Origin of the sequence: Lysinibacillus sp. OF-1, from assembly GCF_028356935.1 — a bacterium.
Lineage (GTDB): Bacteria > Bacillota > Bacilli > Bacillales_A > Planococcaceae > Lysinibacillus > Lysinibacillus fusiformis_D.
Genome location: NZ_CP102798.1, coordinates 3574672 through 3595710, shown reverse-complemented (window position 1 = coordinate 3595710; position 21039 = coordinate 3574672). Strand labels below are relative to the sequence as shown.

The 21039-nt window shown below is 38.7% G+C and carries 19 protein-coding genes and 1 riboswitch; of the genes, 13 read left to right on the top strand and 6 right to left on the bottom strand.

Annotation, left to right across the window (positions count from 1 at the left end):
- Positions 1 to 43 precede the first annotated feature (43 nt).
- Positions 44 to 1645 carry an ABC transporter substrate-binding protein gene (locus NV349_RS17485; RefSeq protein ID WP_141905357.1) on the bottom strand — a complete coding sequence of 534 codons (1602 nt, stop codon included), beginning with the start codon at positions 1643 to 1645 and terminating at the stop codon, positions 44 to 46.
- Positions 1646 to 1861: 216 nt separating this feature from the next.
- On the opposite strand from NV349_RS17485, the gene NV349_RS17480 reads away from it, so the two are divergent.
- From NV349_RS17480 to NV349_RS17435, 10 genes are all read left to right on the top strand, one after another.
- A complete protein-coding gene (locus NV349_RS17480) occupies positions 1862 to 2824 on the top strand; it encodes an ABC transporter permease (RefSeq protein WP_036118726.1) in 963 nt (320 codons plus the stop codon).
- A 2-nt stretch (positions 2825 to 2826) separates the two neighbouring features.
- Positions 2827 to 3693 (top strand): ABC transporter permease, encoded by an 867-nt coding sequence (locus NV349_RS17475; RefSeq protein WP_058845041.1) that lies wholly within the window; start codon positions 2827 to 2829, stop codon positions 3691 to 3693.
- A 17-nt stretch (positions 3694 to 3710) separates the two neighbouring features.
- On the top strand, positions 3711 to 4733 hold the full coding sequence (locus NV349_RS17470) for an ABC transporter ATP-binding protein (RefSeq protein ID WP_036118732.1): 1023 nt from the start codon (positions 3711 to 3713) through the stop codon (positions 4731 to 4733).
- Complete coding sequence (locus tag NV349_RS17465; RefSeq protein WP_036118734.1) at positions 4717 to 5724, top strand: ABC transporter ATP-binding protein; 1008 nt, start codon at positions 4717 to 4719, stop codon at positions 5722 to 5724. Before NV349_RS17470 ends, NV349_RS17465 begins: the two co-directional genes overlap by 17 nt.
- Before the next feature lie 50 nt (positions 5725 to 5774).
- On the top strand, positions 5775 to 6728 hold the full coding sequence (locus NV349_RS17460; protein WP_058845042.1) for a DUF1177 domain-containing protein: 954 nt from the start codon (positions 5775 to 5777) through the stop codon (positions 6726 to 6728).
- Complete coding sequence (locus NV349_RS17455) at positions 6721 to 7989, top strand: M20 family metallopeptidase (protein WP_058845043.1); 1269 nt, start codon at positions 6721 to 6723, stop codon at positions 7987 to 7989. Before NV349_RS17460 ends, NV349_RS17455 begins: the two co-directional genes overlap by 8 nt.
- A 135-nt stretch (positions 7990 to 8124) precedes the next feature.
- The gene (locus tag NV349_RS17450; RefSeq protein ID WP_036118741.1) at positions 8125 to 8886 is read left to right on the top strand and encodes an IclR family transcriptional regulator; all 762 of its coding nucleotides are present in this window, start codon (positions 8125 to 8127) and stop codon (positions 8884 to 8886) included.
- Positions 8887 to 8897: 11 nt separating this feature from the next.
- On the top strand, positions 8898 to 9821 hold the full coding sequence (locus NV349_RS17445; RefSeq protein ID WP_058845044.1) for an aminopeptidase: 924 nt from the start codon (positions 8898 to 8900) through the stop codon (positions 9819 to 9821).
- Positions 9822 to 10057: 236 nt separating this feature from the next.
- Positions 10058 to 10525, top strand: coding sequence for an NUDIX domain-containing protein (locus NV349_RS17440; RefSeq protein ID WP_036118781.1), 468 nt, complete (start codon positions 10058 to 10060; stop codon positions 10523 to 10525).
- Positions 10509 to 11285, top strand: a complete 777-nt coding sequence (locus tag NV349_RS17435; protein WP_036118745.1) for an alpha/beta hydrolase family protein — start codon at positions 10509 to 10511, stop codon at positions 11283 to 11285. Before NV349_RS17440 ends, NV349_RS17435 begins: the two co-directional genes overlap by 17 nt.
- 91 nt (positions 11286 to 11376) lie before the next feature.
- Here NV349_RS17435 and NV349_RS17430 read toward each other — a convergent pair whose 3' ends face one another.
- Together NV349_RS17430 and pckA are read right to left on the bottom strand one after the other, a co-directional pair.
- Positions 11377 to 12333, bottom strand: a complete 957-nt coding sequence (locus NV349_RS17430; RefSeq protein WP_271910747.1) for an alpha/beta hydrolase — start codon at positions 12331 to 12333, stop codon at positions 11377 to 11379.
- 85 nt (positions 12334 to 12418) lie between these two features.
- Positions 12419 to 14005, bottom strand: coding sequence for a phosphoenolpyruvate carboxykinase (ATP) (gene pckA, locus NV349_RS17425; protein WP_036118749.1), 1587 nt, complete (start codon positions 14003 to 14005; stop codon positions 12419 to 12421).
- A 389-nt stretch (positions 14006 to 14394) separates the two neighbouring features.
- A riboswitch (SAM riboswitch) is annotated at positions 14395 to 14513 on the top strand.
- 257 nt (positions 14514 to 14770) lie between these two features.
- Between pckA and metK the strand changes: the two genes are divergently transcribed.
- Positions 14771 to 15967 carry a methionine adenosyltransferase gene (gene metK, locus NV349_RS17420; RefSeq protein WP_058845047.1) on the top strand — a complete coding sequence of 399 codons (1197 nt, stop codon included), beginning with the start codon at positions 14771 to 14773 and terminating at the stop codon, positions 15965 to 15967.
- 177 nt (positions 15968 to 16144) lie between these two features.
- Here metK and NV349_RS17415 read toward each other — a convergent pair whose 3' ends face one another.
- A complete protein-coding gene (locus tag NV349_RS17415) occupies positions 16145 to 16657 on the bottom strand; it encodes a gamma carbonic anhydrase (protein ID WP_036118752.1) in 513 nt (170 codons plus the stop codon).
- A gap of 134 nt (positions 16658 to 16791) precedes the next feature.
- Here NV349_RS17415 and NV349_RS17410 point away from each other — a divergent pair, with 134 nt between their 5' ends.
- Positions 16792 to 17598: an alpha/beta hydrolase gene (locus NV349_RS17410; RefSeq protein WP_036118754.1), complete on the top strand. Its 807-nt coding sequence runs from the start codon at positions 16792 to 16794 to the stop codon at positions 17596 to 17598.
- 127 nt (positions 17599 to 17725) lie between these two features.
- A complete protein-coding gene (locus NV349_RS17405; RefSeq protein ID WP_271910746.1) occupies positions 17726 to 19234 on the top strand; it encodes an alanine/glycine:cation symporter family protein in 1509 nt (502 codons plus the stop codon).
- A gap of 64 nt (positions 19235 to 19298) precedes the next feature.
- Here NV349_RS17405 and NV349_RS17400 read toward each other — a convergent pair whose 3' ends face one another.
- Together NV349_RS17400 and NV349_RS17395 are read right to left on the bottom strand one after the other, a co-directional pair.
- A complete protein-coding gene (locus NV349_RS17400) occupies positions 19299 to 19874 on the bottom strand; it encodes a tRNA 5-(aminomethyl)-2-thiouridylate-methyltransferase MnmM (protein ID WP_089934501.1) in 576 nt (191 codons plus the stop codon).
- Positions 19871 to 20827: a tRNA modification radical SAM protein MnmL/YtqA gene (locus NV349_RS17395; RefSeq protein WP_036118760.1), complete on the bottom strand. Its 957-nt coding sequence runs from the start codon at positions 20825 to 20827 to the stop codon at positions 19871 to 19873. Before NV349_RS17395 ends, NV349_RS17400 begins: the two co-directional genes overlap by 4 nt.
- Positions 20828 to 21039 lie beyond the last annotated feature (212 nt).

Sequence of the window (21039 nt, the reverse complement as noted above, 5' to 3'; positions counted from 1 at the left end):
TGAAGAGAAAAGCGGAGACAAGCATCTCCACTTTTCCAGTTAATTATTTAGAAATGGATACGTTCGTACCGTTTGGATGTACAATTTGTACGGAGTTGTCAGTAGAAACCTCAAAGCCCTGTACTTTTTTGTTTACACCTGCAACGGTTTGTGTTGCTTCTAATTCAATACGCGGAACATCTGCTAAAATCAGTTTTAATGCTTCTTGGTATAATTTAGCACGTTCTTCCTGTACCACTGTTTCAGATACGGCACGCTCTAATAATTTATCTACCTCTGGGTTACTATAGCCTTTCCCATTACCTAACGCACCGATTTGATTTGTGTGGAATAATTGATATAGGAAGAAATAAGGATCTGGATACCAAGTCCAGCCACCAATATTCATTGGAGCGTTCCCTTTTGCAACAGTATCACTGTAAGTACCCCATTCAAGCACTTTAATTTCCACATCAATGTTTAAGTTTTTCTTTAATTGACTTTGGAAAATCGTTGCGTAAGGCACACGTGCTTCTGATACATAAATCTCTGTTTTGAAGCCATCAGGATAACCAGCCTCTGCTAGCAATTTTTTTGCTTCTTCTGGATTATATTTTGGTACTAAATCAACTAATGATTTATCATATCCCCATGAACCTGGTGGTAATGGTAAATAAGAAACATCACCGCCACCCCATTGGTTAACACCAGAAATGATTTCCTCAACATTTGTTGCCATATAAAGTGCCTCGCGAACACGTTTGTCAGCAGTCGGACCAACTTTGTTGTTAAGGTCAAGATAAACAATAGATAAACCTGGATTCGTTAAAAGCTCAAGGTTGCTATCTTGGTTAATAATTTCTCTGTTTTGGCCTTTGACATCCATGGCAATATCTATGTCACCAGAACGTAATGCATTTGTCATCATATTTTGATCGGAGATAAACTTCATGGATAAATTATCAACGTGAGGTTTTTCACCCCAATAATTGTCATGGCGAACTAGTTTTACTTCTTGGTCTTTTTTCCATTCTGTTAACTGGAATGGGCCTGTACCAATGAAGTGTTCTGAGAAGTTATCGCCCCAGCCTTCAACCTCTTCTTTTGGAATAATGATATTTCCTGCATCCGTTAGCATAGCAAGAAGGGCAGCATTCGGTGTAGTTAAGTGAATTTCTATTTCATAATCTGACAACACTTTAACTTCTGTCACACCACTTAAACGATTCATAGCGGATTCTTTGGCGGAGCGCTCTAAAGAATATTTCACATCTTCCGCTGTCATTTCACGGCCATCCTGGTATTGCCCCTTTTGGAATTTCACACCCTCACGTAATTTGAACGTATAGACTAACATATCATCTGACACTTTCCATTCTGTTGCTAAAGAGGGGATGATATCTGATAGATCTTTGTTATAAACAACTAAAGTATCACCCATTTGACGCATAACTTGCGATTCATAAACCCCTGTATATTTGATAGGGTCAAATGTTTTGGCATTGGCTGAAAGACCAACATTTAATTTGCCACCTGAAGTGACTTCTCCATCTTTTTCATTTGAAGAATTACTTTTTTCTGTGTTCCCACCACAAGCTGCTAAAACACCAATTAATAAAGTTAAAAAGAGTAGTAGTAAAGGTTTTTTTACGTTTATCTTCTTCATCTGCATAAGCCTCCTTTATTTTGTTTCACAATATGAACCGTTGATTCAAAAATGATAGGTTCGAATTAAAATTAGCACATTTGTAAACAGAAAGTAAATATAAAATTAAAAAAATTCAGAAAAAATATATTTACAAATAATTATCACATGGTGTAGTATGTGGTTATTCACAATATGAACCACTGATTCTAATAATGAAAAGGAGGTCTTAATAAGATGGGCTCATTTATTTTAAAAAGGTTAGTCAACCTTATCCCGACACTGCTAGTAGTAGGAATCATCGTCTTCATTATTACGCGAATGATTCCAGGTGACCCAGCTTCAGTAATGCTTGGGCCACAAGCCAGTGTGGAAGATGTAGAGAATTTAAGAGAAGAGCTAGGATTAAATAAATCAATGCCTTCGCAATTTATTTCATATGTAGGAGACTTAGCACAGTTAAATTTAGGATATTCCTATTCTTATAGTGAGTCTGTCATCGGGCTTATTATAGAAAGATTCCCTAACACAGTGATACTAGCATTGGCAGCCTTGTTTATAGCGGTTGTGGTCGGTATCCCAGCAGGAATATTAGCTGCTAGAAAGCAAAATACAATCATTGATTATATTGTCATGCTTGTATCATTAGTTGGTGTATCCATGCCCATTTTTTGGTTGGGGATCATGCTTGTTTTATTCTTTAGTGTCAATCTTGGTTGGTTCCCAGCCACTGGAATGGGCAACATCAGTGATGGTCTATGGACCTATTTGAAACATTTAATTTTGCCAGCATTTGCATTAGCAACGATTCCAATGGCGACATTTGCACGGATTACCCGTTCAAGCATGTTAGAGGTTATTTCGCAAGATTATATTAAAACAGCTCGTTCTAAAGGCATTAAAGAATATTTAGTGATTGGTAAACATGCCTTTAAAAATGCGCTAACACCTATTTTAACGGTATTAGGGATGCAGATATCCAATTTACTGGGGGGAGCGGTTTTAACAGAAACGATTTTTAGTTGGCCTGGAATGGGGCGACTAATTGTAGATGCCATTGATAAACGTGATTTTGTTGTTGTACAAGGTACTGTTATTTTCATCGCATTTATCTTTGTACTTGTTAACTTAGTAGTGGACGTGCTTTATAAAGTTGTCAATCCTAAGGTCAATTTAGAATCGGATGGAGGGAAAAAATAACAATGACTCAAGCAATCGTCAATGAAACAAGAAAAAGAAATACGTTGTTGCGCAAGTTGCTAAAAAATAAATTAGCGACAATTGGGTTAGTCATTGTCACCTTGATGGCCATTGTTGCAATTTTTGCACCATTGATTGCTACCCATCCACCAAATGAAATGATTGTCGGTAAATCATTTTTACCAATGAACACAGAAGGGCATTTGCTAGGAACGGATAATTATGGACGTGATTTGTTTAGTCGTTTAGTTTACGGTACACAAATATCGATGATTGTCGGCATTGCAGCGGTGCTATTTGGAGCTGTGTTTGGAACATTATTAGGGTTAGTGGCAGGGTATTTCGGTGGTCGCATTGATTCGATCATTATGCGTACGATGGATGGTCTTTTTGCATTCCCATTCATTTTACTTGCTATTACACTAATGACGGTATTAGGGCAAGGACTTGTCAACGTTATTGTTGCTATTGGTGTTGCAAACATTCCAGGGTTCGCAAGACTTGTTCGTGGTCAGGTTTTAAGTGTAAAAGAAGAAGAATTCATCGAAGTGACGCATTCTCTAGGTGCTACACATAGTCGAATTATTTTTAGCCATATATTACCGAACTGTTTAGCTCCTTTAATTGTTTATGGAACGATGAGTACAGCGGGCGCTATTATTTCGGAGGCGGCACTGAGCTTTTTAGGATTAGGAGTTCAACCGCCAACAGCTTCGTGGGGTAGTATTTTAAAAGATGGTAAAGATTTTTTAGTATTAAATCCTCAAATGGCGACATTTTCAGGAATCTGTATTTTATTAACAGTTCTTGGTATTAACCTTTTAGGAGATGGATTACGTGATGCGTTAGATCCGAAAATGAAAGTTTAATGGAAGGGGGTGGAGTCATGACTGAACGTTTACTAGATGTAGAAAATTTAACAGTAGAATTTAAAAGTGGCGGCTCTACAATGAAAGCTGTCAATGGAGTAAATTTACAATTAAATAAGAAGGAAACACTAGGGATTGTTGGAGAATCAGGGTCGGGAAAAAGTGTTACAGCCACTGCTCTCATGCGTTTAATTCCATCTCCGCCAGGAAAAATAACGAATGGAAAAATTGACTTTAATGGTCGTGATTTAATTGGCATTTCTGAAAAAGAAATGCGCAATGTGCGAGGTAATGATATTTCAATGATTTTCCAAGATCCTATTACAAGTTTGAATCCTGTATTAACAGTGGGCAATCAAATTATTGAAGTCATCCAAGCACATGAAAAGATCTCGAAGAAAGATGCCGCTATCAAAGCTGTCGATATGTTAAAAATGGTTGGTATTCCTGAGCCAGAGAAACGATTAAAAATGTATCCTCACGAATTTTCAGGAGGCATGCGTCAGCGTGTCATGATTGCTATTGCTCTTGCTTGTAACCCGAAACTACTCATTGCCGATGAGCCAACAACTGCACTGGATGTAACTGTACAAGCTCAAATTCTTGATTTAATGAAAAAATTACAACAAGACCATGATACAGCCATCATTATGATTACACACGATTTAGGTGTGGTTTGGGAGTTATGTGACAAAGTAAATGTTATGTATGCAGGTCGAACAGTTGAGTCGACTACAACAAGACAGCTCTATGAAAAACCTTTACATCCTTATACGTGGGGATTATTAGAGTCTCAAATTACAATGGGCACACAGGAGCAACAAAGATTGCCGGCCATTCCAGGTAGTCCACCGGATTTAACAATGCCACATAGCGGCTGTCACTTTTCATCACGTTGCCCTTTAGCAACAGATATTTGTCGTCATACAGTACCCGACTTAGTGGAAGTGCAGGACAATCATTTTGTAGCCTGCCATTTACAAGCGAAAAATCAAATTGTCGCAAGGAAGGAGGGAATTTTTAATGCAACAGCACAATGAACTTGTTTTAAAGGTAAGTAATTTAAAAAAGCATTTTCCCATTAAAAGTTCAATCCCTTTTAAAAAATCAACACAATTTGTGAAAGCAGTAGATGGCGTCAGTTTTGAATTATATAAGGGCGAAACACTTGGGATTGTAGGTGAATCAGGTTGTGGGAAATCGACGGTTGCTCGTTTAATCAACCAGCTGATTTCTCCAACAGAGGGAATCGTAGAGTTTAAGGGTACGGATTTAGCAAGCTTAAATACAAAGGATATTCGCTCTGCTCGAAAGTCGATACAAATGGTTTTCCAAAATCCATATGCATCACTCGATCCTCGAAAAACGATTGAATATCTCATTGCTGAGCCATTAGTCATCCATGGTATTGGTGATGAAGCATCACGTAAAAAGCGTGTTATTGAATTACTTGAAACAGTAGGATTAAGTGCTTATCATGCAAAGCGCCATCCACATGAATTTTCTGGGGGACAAAGACAACGTATCAATATTGCTCGTGCCCTTGCGCTTAATCCAGATATTGTTGTATGCGATGAACCTGTTTCAGCATTAGATGTTTCTGTACAAGCACAGGTAATCAATCTATTAAAAGACTTACAGAGAGACTTCGGTTTAACATATATTTTTATTTCACATGATTTAAATGTTGTGAATTATATGTGTGATCGGATTGCCGTCATGTACTTGGGTAAAATTGTGGAAATCGGGACATATAAGGAAATTTATGAGAACCCTCAACATCCCTACACACAAGCCTTATTATCGGCAATTCCTAAGGAAAATCCCTTTGATAAAAAGGACCGTATTATTTTATCTGGAGATGTTCCCAGTCCAGTAAATCCACCGAGTGGCTGTGCATTCCACAAGCGTTGTCGTTTTGCTACAGACAAATGTGCAGACGTCCAACCGACACTTGATACTGTGACAGCTACACATCAAGTTTCTTGTCATTTATTTTCGTCGATACAGCAAGAAGTGTCGACGACTTAGAGCAGAAAGTAATTGAATAAATTATAGAAGTAAAAAGGAGCGGACTGATTATGTCATTGAAGCATGTTATTGAATTATACGAGGTAATGGATAATTTCCATGTTAACGGAGAAACGATTAAAGCCTATTTACACAGCATTGATCCAACAGCAGATGTGAAGATCAAAACGATTAAAGGTGAAAGTGGCTCAACGGATTTTGTGCGTGTACTAGTGAAAGGAAAGCAAGGAAAATCCTCTGGTGGTCAGGCACCGACGTTAGGAATTATTGGTCGTCTCGGTGGTATTGGAGCACGTCCTGAAATGACAGGCTTTGTATCAGATGGAGATGGAGCACTAGCATGTATGGCAGGTGCAGCCAAAGCCATTGATATGGCGTTAAAGGGTGATCAGTTAGAAGGAGATGTTATTTTCTCAACGCATATTTGTCCAACAGCACCCACTTTGCCACATGAGCCAGTGCCATTTATGAACTCTCCAGTGGATATTAGTGTCATGAACGAAAATGAAGTGGATGAAACAATGGATGCCATTCTATCAATCGATACAACGAAAGGCAATCAAGTATGTAACCATAAAGGGTTTGCCATTACGCCAACAGTCAAAGAAGGTTACATATTAAAAATCAGTGATGATTTATTGCATGTTTACACACAAGCAGCAGGAATTTCTCCAGTTGTACTACCGATTACCATGCAAGACATTACACCATATGGCAATGGTTTATTCCATATTAATAGTATTTTACAACCAGCTGTGGCAACAACAAGCCCTGTTGTAGGTGTGGCTATCACAACAGAATCTGTCGTGGCAGGCTGTGCAACAGGCGCCACACATGTAACAGATGTAGAAAATGTAGTTCGATTTGTGTTAGAAGTAGCAAAAACGTATGGAGCTCATAAATGTTCCTTCTTTGACGAAAAGCAGTTTACACATATGAAAAATTTATATGGAAGCATGCATCATCTACAAACGAAAGGAAAAGAGGTATATACACATGAATGATTTACAAGCACTCAAAGCGCAATTATTAGAGGAAGTTGAAAAGCATCAAGATGAACTGATTGCATTTTGTTCGAAACTCATTCAAATTCCTAGTGTCAATCCTCCAGGAGATACGACTGAAATAACAGCTTTTATCGAAAACTATTTACAGGATGTTGGCATTACTTATCAAAAATACGAAGCTGCAGATAAAATGTTTAATTTAGTAGCTTCTATTGGGAGTGGTGAGGGCAAGGAACTCATTTATTGTGGTCATACAGATGTTGTTCCTGTTGGTGATTTATCAAAGTGGGAATTCAATCCATTTTCAGGGGAGGTGAAGGATGGCTGGATGCTGGGCCGTGGTGCAAGTGATATGAAAGCTGGTTTAGCTGGTATTATTTTTGCAACAAAGCTACTAAAGAAATTGAATATTGAATTACCAGGGAAACTAACATTGGCGATTGTGCCAGATGAAGAAACAGGCGGCGAATTTGGTGTTCCGTGGTTGTTAGAGCGAGGTTTTGTGCAAGGAGATGGTTGCTTAATCGCTGAGCCTTCTTCACCGCTAAATCCAACCATTGGGCAAAAGGGTTCTTATTGGTTTGAATTAGAGGTTCGTGGGGAACCTGGACATGGAAGCCTCTCACCTTTAGCTGGGAGAAATGCTATTGTCGATGCCATTCGAGCTATTCAAGAGATTCGTACACTATGGGATTTGGAAATTACGATCCCAGAAGAGGTACTGCCACTTATCGAGGTATCTAAAAAATACATGCGTGAGGTGGAAAAAGATCGTTTGAAATATCAAGAAGTTTTAGAGAAAATTACTGTAAATATTGGTACAATTGAGGGAGGTACGAAGTCCAACGTAATCCCAGATTATTGCAAGGTTCAGGTCGATTGTCGCTTACCATTCGGTATTACACAAGAAGAAGTAACAGAAATTTTGAAACATAAACTAGATGGTTTGGCTATCGATTATTCAATCAAACGTTTTGGCTTCAAAAGTGTAGCAAATTATACGCCTGCCGAAAATCCTGTATGCCAATCCATTGTGGAAAATATTTCATTTGTAACAGGGCAAGAGGCATATGGCGTTATGCAATGGGCAAGTAGTGATGCTCGACATTTCAGACAATATAATATTCCTGTATTGCAGTACGGCCCAGCCTATTTACCAAGTATTCATGGTTACAATGAAAAAGTGCGTGTTGAGGATATCGTACGCTGTGCAAAAGTATATATTACTGCTGCTGTTGATTTCCTATATCAAAAGTAAGAGATTAGCTACTCTCTTACTTTTGATAAAGTGATATCAGGTGCTGACGGCTGCTAAATCTGTCGCTTATTTCCCCCTTTAAGAGAAAGATTTGCAGCCGTTTGTACAGATAAATAGATCAAAAGGATGAGAGATATGCTAAAGACGTTAAATTTATCAATTGCGGTTTTAAAAATGTTTACAAAAGAAAAGCCCATATGGGGTGGAAGAGAGTTAGCAATGGCGATGAATATGAATCATACAAATTTATATCGCATTCTTGAAACCTTTGAAAATAATGGGTTTATTACAAAAGATCCTGTAACAAAAAAATACTCACTCGGTATTGCTTTATGGGAGATTGGTATGAATATGTATGATTCATTAAACATAGATCAGCTATGTATGCCGGTTCTTGAGAAATTAAAAGATGTCACAGGCGAAACAGCTATTTTTACTGTACTGAATGGACTGGAAGCGTTAACATTACTAAAAGCCGAACCTGTTAATAAGGTGAAATTCACCGTTTCAAGAGGAAGTAGATCCCCACTTTATGTAGGGGCATCCTATCGTTCGATGCTTGCTTTTCTAAATGAAGAGCAAATTGCCAAGGTGATTGACGAGCCTTTAACAGCCTATACGAATAATACGATGACAGATGCTAATGAAATACGAGCAGAGTTGGAAAAAATTCGTGCGTGTGGTTATGCACTCAGTAACAGTGAATATTCTGTTGATGTACTGGCACTTGCCATGCCCATATTCAATAGTGAAGATCAGGTCGTAGCCTCCATTACTGTTTCTGGACCAATCTATCGTTTTACGGAACAACGTGTTCCAGAAGTTTTAGAACCATTAAAAGAGGCGAGAAATGAAATAGAAGGAATTATTCGTAGATATCATTTGAATTTTAATTAAGGAGTTTTATTATGCAACATTTACATGATATTGCACTTACTATACTAAAAGGTAATCTAAATGTTCAATCATCTGAAACACTGTTAATCTTAACAGATATTCATAAGCAAGATATTGCGCAAATCTTTTATAAAGCTGGGCAATCTATTACAGCGAAGACAATGTTAATGGTAATGCCGCTATTAGATAAATCTGGACAGGAGCCAATCCAAGCTGTTTCGACGCTGATGACGAATGTCGATGTCACGCTTTGTATTACCTCGCACTCATTAACACATACAGCTGCTCGTAAAAACGCCTGTGAACAGGGTGGCCGAGTGGCGACAATGCCAGGTGTTACAATGGATATGCTAGAGCAAGGTGCGCTACATGCAGATGCACAGGAAATAGAAGATATGGTAGGAAAATATGTTCATTTACTTGATGCAGCAAAAAATATTCGCATTGACAAAGACGGGCATACATTAACGTTTAGTGTAGAAAATCGTTTGGGAATTCGTTCTACAGGTGTTATACGCCAAGCTGGAGAGCATGGAAATATCCCTTCTGGAGAATCTTATATTGCACCACTAGAAACATCTGCGAATGGAGAGATTTTAGTGGATGGTTCGATTGCTAATATAGGTGTTTTAAAGGAGCCATTATTATTAAAAATCACGAATGGTCGTTTAGAGGAGGCAATCGGTCCTGATGGTCCTCAATTACTTGCTTTACTTGGTGAAGGAAATGGTAGAATCATTGCAGAGTTTGGCATCGGAGCGAATAAAAGTGCCATCCTATGTGGTAATGTACTAGAGGATGAGAAGGTGTATGGGACAATCCATATTGCATTTGGTAGTAATAAGCCATTCGGTGGAGCAAATATGGCTGATGTCCATATTGATTGCGTTGTGAAAAACCCGACTGTCTATTTCGATGGTCAGCAAGTCATCTAAGGAAAAGCGTGTCTTCATATGAAGCACGCTTTTTTGCTTTACCTCACTATAGCTTACAGTTGCTTGTCTTTGTAGGATTACACTATAGTTAACATAGATAAGCTAGAGGAAAGGAAACATTTTGCATCTAGCATTCCGTTAAACTAGGAACCAACATTAGATCCTGTCCATAAAATAGGAGCAAAGAATAGGTATAGCTTCTATTGGTCATCAAGAAAGAACGTGAGGTTGAAAATATGCTAACATTTACAGATTTACATGGTCTACAAGTAGATTTGAGTTTTTCAAGAGGGGAATTTGAAGTCGAGCCAAAGCACGTCCTTGTTTTGTTAAAGCATGAAAATAAATGGCTATGTACTATTCATAAACGACGTGGTGTAGAGGTGCCAGGGGGCAAATTAGAGCAAGGTGAAACTTTAGAGGAGGCGGCTATTCGGGAAGTTTTCGAAGAGACGGGTGTCCGTGTGAAAAATCTCCAATGGTTCGCAGAATATGCCGTTCATGATGCCATTGTGTTTTGTAAATCTGTTTTTACTGCACAATTTTTAACGCAGGAGGACATTGAATTTGATTTAGAAACATCGGGTATGCTTTGGCTAACGGATGAAGAATTTGCTCATCATCCTAATTTAAGCTTTCATATGAAGGATGAGGGTATGAAGAAAATGCTGGAGGAGTTGAAAGACCGTGACATACAATGGTGAAATTGTGGAAAAACGTGCCTATCCCTCACCGAATCCAGCCATACGACTAACAGAAATAACCTATCTATCACAGGGCTTACGTATAAAAGGATTATTAGCAGAGCCAAAGGCAGAAGGTACATATGATGGTTTTTTATATTTAAGAGGGGGCATGCAAAGCATTGGGATGGTAAGACCTTCACGTATTGCCCAATTTGCTGCACAGGGCTTTATCGTTTTTGCCCCATACTATCGTGGAAATCGTGGTGGAGAAGGCCGTGATGAGTTTGCAGGAGCAGACCGTTATGATGCTGTTTATGCCGTAGATGTTCTCAAGCAATATTGTAATGACAATATACATGTTTTTGGTTTTTCTCGTGGGGGAATTATGGCTCTTTGGACAGCCATTTTAAGAAAGGATATTACCTCGGTCGTCACATGGGCAGGTGTTTCGGACGCAACAGCCACTTATTGGGAACGTACGGATATGCGCAGAATGATGAAGCGTGTAATTGGCGGAACACCGAATCGTGTACCAGAAGCATATGATGCGCGAACCCCACTTTTCGAGATAGAGCAGATCACTGCGCCTGTATTAATCATACATGGCTATCGTGATGAAAATGTAGATATAGAACATGCCAGACAACTAGCCTTTTTTTTAGAAGATGCGAATAAATCATACGAAACCTGGTATGATCCAGACCATGCACATCAATACCCACCAGCAAAAAATCGTGAAACCGTCCGTGCACTTTGTGAATGGATGAAACAGCAATGAATGATAAAAAAATACCCCCTCCCTTAGAATAGCTATCCACTTCAGGCAAGATAGCTATGTTAAGGAGTAGGGGGCAATAAAGGGGCGATGATTATTTCATGTTACTTTCTAAAAATTGTTGTATGGTAGCCCAGTAAAGCTCGCTTGCAACACTTTCTGCGCCACCATGCCCAGCTCCCTCAACAATCAACTTTTGCTTTGGTACATTTGCCGCTTCATATACTTCATTCAACATGGTAGATGGAACGAACGTATCGTTGTCTCCATGAATAAACAACATGGGTGTCTTCGATTTTGCCACTTGTTCAACTGCACTCGCTTCACCTAATGTATAGCCTGCTTTTAGTTTCGTCACTACAGAAGAGAAATGCATGATTGGAAATGCAGGTAAGTGAAAGATTGCTTTCAACTGATAGGAAAATTCATCCCATACTGAAGAATAGCCACAATCCTCAATGATTGCTTTAACGTTTGTTGGTAAATTCTCTCCTGAAGCCATCATGACAGTGGCTCCACCCATCGAAACACCATAAAGAACAATTTCAGCGCTCTCATTTAAGCTGACAATGTGATTGACCCATGAAACAACATCAAAACGATCATGCCAGCCCATGCCAATATAATCTCCTTCACTTTTACCATGGCCTCTCGCATCTGGAATAAGTACATGATAGCCCATATCATAAAAATGTTTAGCATACTTTGTCATTTGTGCGCCTTCGCTTGAATAGCCATGAAAGATGATAGCCCATTTGTCAGTGGGGTGATCATTTTGGATGGAGTAAGCATGGAGCTTTAGCGAATCATAGGATTGAAGCGAAGCATCTTCATATTGCTTATGAAACCATTGCTCAGTTGTTTCTTTCTCTTTAGCTTCCAGAGGATTGACAGCTATTACATTATGAGGTGCATCTAGCACTGCTGTTTTATCAGTGTCAGGATTTAATGCCAGATTATAAAAGTAATTTCCTGCAAAAAAACCAGCGCCAACAAATAAAGCTAACAACATTATAAGAATAGAAAATAGTATTTTATATTTTTTTGTCATATGTATCTCCCTAATACTAGCTACCTTCAAGGTAAAGAAAAAGAGAACGAATGAATTCGTTCCCTTTGATTCTTGTGTCTAGTCGTTATTTTAATGGGCCACCAAGTGTAGTAATGGCATCAGAAACGTTTGAGAATTTCTTGAAGTTTTCGTTGAATAAGCCTGCAAGTTCAGCAGCTTTCGCATCATATGCAGCTTTATCTGCCCATGCTTCACGAGGATTTAACACTTCTGACGGTACACCTTCAACTGCTGTTGGAATGTGTAAACCGAAGACAGCATCTTGTGTCGTTTCAACATTTGTTAATTTTCCGTCGATTGCTGCACGTACCATTGTGCGTGTGTAAGACAGCTTCATACGGCTACCTGTACCATATTCGCCACCAGTCCAACCAGTGTTCACTAGGAATACTTGTGCACCATGCTCGTCAATTTTTTGACCTAACATTTCTGCGTACACTGTTGCTGGAAGTGGAAGGAATGGAGAACCGAAGCAAGTAGAGAATACTGGTTCTGGCTCTGTTACACCGCGTTCAGTTCCAGCAAGCTTAGAAGTGAAACCGCTTAGGAAGTGATACATTGCTTGCTCTTTTGTTAATTTACTGATTGGAGGTAATACGCCAAACGCATCAGCTGTTAGGAAGATGATTGTTTTTGGATGACCTGCAACAGAAGGATCAACAATATTTTCGATGTATTGGATTGGATAAGCTACACGTGTATTTTCTGTTAATGAACCATCATCATAGTCACAAATACGAGTTTCTGGATCAACAGCTACGTTTTCTAAAACAGAACCGAAGCGGATTGCATTGTAGATTTCTGGTTCTTTCTCAGCAGAAAGGTTGATTGTTTTTGCATAGCAGCCACCCTCAATGTTGAATACACCATTATCAGACCAGCCGTGTTCATCGTCACCAATTAGCTTACGATCTGGATCAGCGGATAATGTCGTTTTACCAGTACCAGATAGACCGAAGAATAATGCCACATCGCCAGCTTCACCAACGTTTGCTGAACAGTGCATTGAAAGGATACCTTGCTGTGGTAATAAGTAGTTCATGATACCAAAAATAGATTTTTTCATTTCACCAGCATATTCAGTACCACCGATTAAGATCATTTTCTTTTCAAGTGATACAATGATGAAAGTTTCAGAAGCAGTACCATCAACTGCAGGGTCTGCTTTAAAGTTAGGAGCAGAGATGACAGTGAAGTCTGCAACATGAGAAGCTAATTCTTCTTCAGTTGGACGGATAAATAATTGATGAGCAAAAAGGTTGTGCCAAGCGTATTCATTAATTACTTGGATGCTTAATTGTGAATCTTTGTCAGCACCTGCGAAGCCTTTAAATACGAATAACTCGTCACGTTCTTTTAAATATTTTATTACTTTTACATATAAGTTATCGAACACTTCAGAAGAAATCGGTTGGTTGACTTTACCCCAGTCAATTTGATCTTTTGTGCTTTCTTCTTCTACCGTATATTTATCTTTAGGTGAACGACCAGTGTATTTGCCAGTTTCTGCACGAACTGCGCCATCTACTGTTAACATTGCTTCACCACGAGATGTAGCTTTTTCTGCTAATTGTGGTACTGAAAGTTGAACATTAATGTTACCGCCGTTTAATAATTCCTTCAGTTCGTTTGCAATTTCTACTGAATTCATCGATTAAATACCATCCTTTTTTATAGTATTCCCTTGATTTAGAGGGATTTTTTCTTAATTTCAAAAATAGTATAACACAATTGCTTAAATAATCTATACTAATTAAGAAATTATTTTAGAGTTTTTATCACTTTTCAATAAACTGACAAAAAATAATGTTTTTCGAGTAGAATCCGATCAATCCTACTGTAATTAGGCGCAAAAATTGAGCCACACATATGTTACCACAAGTAGCTAGGTATGTTGTAGGGATTAATTTGCTTCTATTTACATCATCATCCAAGTATGAAAAGTTTTTGTGTAATCAGTTCCTTCCTTTCTATACAGTAATACATAAGAAAATATTTGACAACGTTCAACCTTTTCAGTAACATGAAAATGAACGGATACTCTTATCCCGAGCTGGTGGAGGGTCAGGCCCTGTGAAACCCGGCAACCTGCATGTTTTATTTCACAGCATGCGTTGGTGCCAACCTGATGCAAGGGAACATCCCTTGAACGATAAGAGTGAAAGGTTACGAAGTCATTATTCCTTTCCTCATGTGCAGTAACGTGAGTAAAGGATTTTTTTATTGCTAAAAAAGAATGTAAAGGTAAGTATATGTAGTTCTTTCCTTATTATAATGACAGATCTTTCGAAATCCTCGTGTTAAAAGCAGCAGTAACGGCTTGAGAGTTCAATCCTTAGGAGCGGACTTGACATGGGTAATGAGTACCGTATTCATACACAACTACTTTTTGTAAGAGTAATAGGAGGAAAACCAAATGACAAACCGTCGACTGTTTACATCAGAGAGTGTAACAGAAGGACATCCAGATAAGATTTGTGACCAAATCTCGGATGCCATTTTAGATGCTATTTTAGCAGAAGATCCAAATGCACGTGTAGCGTGTGAAACAACTGTCACAACAGGATTAGTATTAGTAGCAGGAGAAATAACTACTTCTACTTACGTTGATATTAAAGGTATCGTTCGTGATACTGTAGCAGAAATTGGCTATACACGTGGTAAATATGGCTTTGATGCTGAAAATCTAGCGGTGCTTGTAGCTATTGGCGAACAATCGCCTGATATTGCACAAGGTGTTGACCAAGCTTTAGAGGCTCGTGAAGGCTCTATGACAGATGCTGATATTGAAGCAATTGGTGCTGGTGACCAAGGTCTAATGTTTGGTTATGCATGTAATGAAACACCTGAACTAATGCCATTGCCAATCAGCTTAGCACATAAATTAGCACGCCGATTAACAGAAGTTCGTAAATCAGGTGAATTAGCGTATTTACGTCCTGATGGAAAAACACAAGTAACGATTGAATATGATGACAATAATGTACCTGTGCGAGTGGATACAATTGTTATTTCAACACAACATGATGAAGAAGCAACACTTGAACAAATTCAAGCTGATCTGAAAGAATTTGTTATTGCACCCGTTGTGCCAAGTGAATTATTAGATGCAAACACGAAATACTTTATTAACCCGACTGGCCGTTTTGTTATCGGTGGACCTAAAGGGGACGCTGGTTTAACAGGACGTAAAATCATTGTTGATACATACGGTGGTTATGCACGTCACGGTGGTGGCGCATTCTCTGGTAAGGATGCAACAAAGGTAGACCGTTCAGCGGCTTATGCGGCACGTTATGTAGCAAAAAACATTGTAGCAGCTGGCTTGGCAGAACGCGCTGAGGTACAACTTGCCTATGCGATTGGTGTGGCTCAACCAGTTTCCATTGCGGTTGACACATTTGGTACAGGTAAAGTGAAAGAAAGCGCAATCGTAGAGTGGGTACGTGAGCTATTTGATTTACGTCCAGCAGGTATTATTAAAATGCTAGATTTACGTCGTCCGATTTATAAACAAACGGCAGCTTATGGTCATTTTGGTCGTACAGATTTAAATGTACCATGGGAACAAATCGATAAAGCAGATGCTCTACGAGAAAAGGCACATCTATAAACTATTGAGCTAAAGTAATGAATACATTAGAAAATTATTCTAATGTATTAAAAAGGAAAGGGGCAATATTGTCCCCTTTGTTTTACAAAAAATCCCTCGCTACGATCCGTGAACATTTTGGTTACACGGAAATGCGAGGTATTTTTTTCGTTAATATTGAATTTTTGTGTATATTGTTTACTTCTGAAGGGATTTATAATATTGTCCTTTTTCTGCATATTCGCGCACGATACGTTCCATATCCTCTTTATCTTCTGCATTTAATTCACGGACTACTTTTGCCGGACGACCTAATGCTAAACTATTCGGAGGAATGACTTTACCAGGAGGTACTAGGCTTCCTGCCCCAATAAATGCACCCTCTCCAATCTCTGCCCCGTCTAATATAATGGAGCCCATACCAATTAAAGCATTTTTGCGAATTGTACAGCTATGTAAAGTGACTTGGTGTCCAACTGTTACCTCATCTTCAATAATTAGCGGAAATTTTGGGCTTTGATGTAAGCAACAAAGATCTTGGATACTGACACGTTTCCCAATAATGGTTGGGGAAACATCACCACGAATGACCGTATTAAACCAAATGGTTGTTTCAGCACCAATTGTTACGTCGCCCGTAACAGTTGCGTAATCAGCAATGAAGACAGATGGATCGATCTTTGGCATTTTATCTTTAAATGGATAAATCATGAAAATCGCCTCAATTCTTTCTATAATGTAGTATTATCGTATCAAATACGCAACTTTATGGAAATATAAAATTAAAATGAGCTATTTATTTCGATATAATCAATGTGTAATTATTTTTTAGGAGGACTATGTGAATGTGGAAATGGGAAGCTGAAGGACAAGCAAAGGCTGTGATTGCTATAGTTCATGGTGCATATGAAAATCACCGATGGTATGCATGGCTGATAGAGAAATTAAGATTGGAAGGCTTCCACATAGTCATGGGAGATTTACCTAATCATGGCGTGAATGCAAGGTTTGCTCGTGTCCATGATGAGGACTTCAAATTGTACAATAAATATACAAGAAATCTGATTGAGAATGCTTTTTCATATAATTTACCAACTTTTGTAATAGGACATGGGCTTGGAGCAACGTTAGTTCTTCACACAATGCAAAAGAAGCAATATGAATGTGCAGGCATTATTTTGACATCACCGTGGCTGCAATTAAAGCTTTTACCAGGTAAATTATCAAATGCTTTAACGAGTCTAAGTGCATTGACTGCAAATGTTAAAATGACTCACAATATTTCATATGAGAACCTTACACGCAATGTTGAAGGTAGGGACGAAATGAAAGATGAGGTACCATTCATGTCAGTCGTTTCAGTGAAATGGTATCGAGAGCTTCAGCAGATGATGAAAAATTTAGTGATGCTTCCAAAAGGTGAATTTCCGAATATGCCTATGCTCATTATGACAGCTGAGAAAGATAAAATTACGGAAACACGACAAACTCGAAATTGGCTCCATCAACAAGAGTTTACAGAGTTTCAATTTAAAGAATGGGCAAATTGCTATCACAATTTATTTCACGAAGTAGAACGAGAAGAGATTTTTATGTATATTCGTGATTTTATTAATAATGCTCTTCGAAGAATCGGTTATATCATTAAATAGGTTTTATCCCTTCCATTTACTAGAAGACTTACTTAAATATTGTTACTTAAATATAATGTTGTAATTTTCAGAAAAGTGTAATACTATAATGACTTAAAGTATGGTATTTTCAAATTGGAGGGGTAAAATGGAGGTAATCGTTGGTAAGTTGAATGGTATTTTATGGGGACCGTGGTTTATTTATGGTATTTTATTGATTGGACTTTTTTTCTCAATCATCACAAGGTTTCTGCAAGTAAGACACATTAAAGACATGTTTGTTTTAATGTTTAAAGGGGAGAAATCGGAAAAGGGGATTTCATCTTTCCAAGCAATGTCGATTGCATTATCAGGCCGTGTAGGTACTGGTAATATTGCTGGTACTGCAACTGCAATTGGGATGGGGGGACCTGGTGCTGTCTTTTGGATGTGGGCAATCGCTTTCATTGGTGCGGCTACCGCATATGTAGAGTCAACATTAGCACAAATCTATAAAGAAGAAAAAGATACGGAATATCGTGGTGGACCAGCCTTTTACATAGAAAAGGGAATGGGTCAAAAATGGTTTGCAGTTATTTTTGCTGTAGCTGCGTTGATTGCAATGCTAATTTTAATGCCAGGTGTGCAGTCTAACGCCATTGCAGGAGCTGTTGAAAACGCTTTTGGTCTGGATACATGGATTACAGGACTGATTATTGTAGTGTTGTTAGGTGCTATTATTATTGGGGGAGTTAAATCTATCGCGAATGCTGCCCAAATCATTGTACCGTTCATGGCATTAGCATACATTATTATGGCTATTATCATTATTGCTATGAATATTTCTGAGGTACCTGCAGTCTTTGCTTTAATTTTCTCAAGTGCCTTTGGTGCACAAGAGATTTTTGGTGGTATCATTGGTTCTGCGATAGCTTGGGGAGTGAAGCGTGGCATCTATTCCAATGAAGCTGGTCAAGGAACAGGGGCGCACCCTGCTGCTGCTGCGGAAGTATCACATCCTGCTAAACAAGGGATAGTACAAGCGGCGTCTGTGTACATTGATACATTATTAATTTGTTCTGCTACTGCATTTATGATTTTATTTACAGGTATGTACAATGTACATGATGAAAAGGCCGCTGAAGGAGCAGATCCATTTATCCATATTGGGGAATTCAATAGTGGCGGATTAGCAGGCGATGAGCAAATGACATTTGCGAAAAGTATTGAAGCAGGTGCTGCTTATACACAATATGCAGTTGATTCATCATTACCTGGTTTTGGAGCTCCATTCGTAGCAATCGCGTTATTCTTCTTTGCCTTTACAACAATTATGGCCTATTACTATATTGCTGAAACGAATGTCGCCTATTTATTCAGAGGTAGCACGGAGAAGATTTTCATTTGGATTGCGAAAATTGCCATTTTAGTTGCTGTCTTTTATGGTACAGTCCGTACGTCTGACCTAGCTTGGGCAATGGGAGATGTGGGTCTTGGACTAATGGTTTGGATTAACGTTCTTGCTATTTTAATTATTATGAAACCAGCTATCGTAGCATTAAAAGATTACGAGAAACAGAAAAAAGAGGGGAAAGACCCTGTCTTTGATCCTCGTAAACTAGGCATTAAGGGTGCAGATTTCTGGGTTGATTATAATGAGCAACGTAAAAATAAATAGTAAATGACGAAGGCTATCTACTAGTTTCTATTAAACTAGTAGATAGCCTTTTGCATGTCATGTATTAAATAGGAAATTCTTTCATTTTCTCTAACGCAATAACGAAGGGTGGATCATTTTGTTGATTGAGAAACTCGTATTTTAAGACATGTACATGTTTTTGTGGAAGCCTACTAACATAGTCCATAACCGTATCTCGTTCTTCCTTACCACCAGGATGACCATGATAAATAACAAGAATGATTAGGCCGCCAACCTTCAAAAGCTTTAGTAATTCCTCAATAGCTTGTGTCGTTGTAGCGGGCTTTGTAATAATGTCATGATTGCTGCCAGGTAAATAGCCAAGGTTGAAAATGGCTGCAGCTACAGGCTTGTGTACATACTGTGCTACGTCTTCATGCCCTTTATTAAGGACCAGTGCACGATGTTCTAAACCGTGATCTAAAAGACGAAGGAGTGTTGCATCAACCGCTTCTTTTTGAACATCAAAGGCATAAACTTGTCCATTATCTCCCACAAGCTGTGCTAGAAACAATGTATCATGACCGTTTCCAGCAGTAGCATCAACGACCGTATCTCCCTCATCTATACTGTCCTTTAAAAGCTGCTGTGCATATTGTAAAACACGTTGTAGTTTCATTTTGTAACCTCAGCCTTATAAAACTTCCCTTGCCAGCTGCCACGACGTTCAAGCTCGGCATCAATACCATTCAATACTTCCCATTTATTGACGCTCCACATTGGTCCAATCATTAAATCAATCGGTCCATCGCCGGTAATACGATGAATGACCATTTCAGGTGGGAGAAGTTCTAATTGATCTGCTACTAGTTTTGTATAGACATCCTGATCTAAAAATTCTAACATGCCTTTTTCATATTGCTTCACCATTGGCGTCCCTTTTAGTAGATGTAGTAAGTGGATTTTTATGCCTTGGACATCTAGCTGTGCTACTGCTCGAGCAGTTTCCATCATCATGTCATAGTCTTCAAGAGGCAGGCCATTAATGATATGTGAGCAAACACGTATGCCGTGCTTGCGCAATTTTTCAACGCCTTCCACATAGGTTGCATAATCATGGGCACGATTAATCAGATTCGCTGTTTTTTCATGCACGGTTTGAAGACCAAGCTCAATCCATAAATACGTACGCTCGTTTAACTCTGCTAAGTATTCCACGACATCATCTGGCAAACAATCAGGGCGAGTAGCAATGGAAAGACCAACAACACCTTCTTGTGCTAAAGCAGCTTCAAATTTTTCCTTTAAAACTGGCAGTGGGGCATGTGTATTTGTATAGGCTTGGAAGTACGCCATATATTTGCCGTCCTTCCATTTCTGATGCATTTTGTCTCGGATTTCAGCAAATTGTACATCGATTGGATCTACCTTATTACCGGCAAAATCACCAGAGCCTGCAGCACTGCAAAATGTACAGCCACCAAAAGCGACTGTGCCATCACGGTTTGGACAATCAAAGCCTGCGTCTAATGCGACTTTAAATACTTTATGTCCGAATTGATCACGTAAATAGCGATTCCATGTATAATACCTTTTTCCTTCTGAAGGAAAAGGAAAATTCGTTTCTGTCATTTATTTCACTCCTCTAACGCTTTATTCTATCATGTGCTTTTCGTTCCGTCATGGGGGAAGGGCTTGATCGTTACATCAATGAAGAAAAATTGTAATGAAAACAAGAAAAAGACTTTTAAAACTTAGTTAAAGTATGATGGCATACTTGTAAAAAGGGTAAAATTATTTTTCTTGTGCTTTTAAGGTTTTCAGCATAAACTAGCTATTTAGAG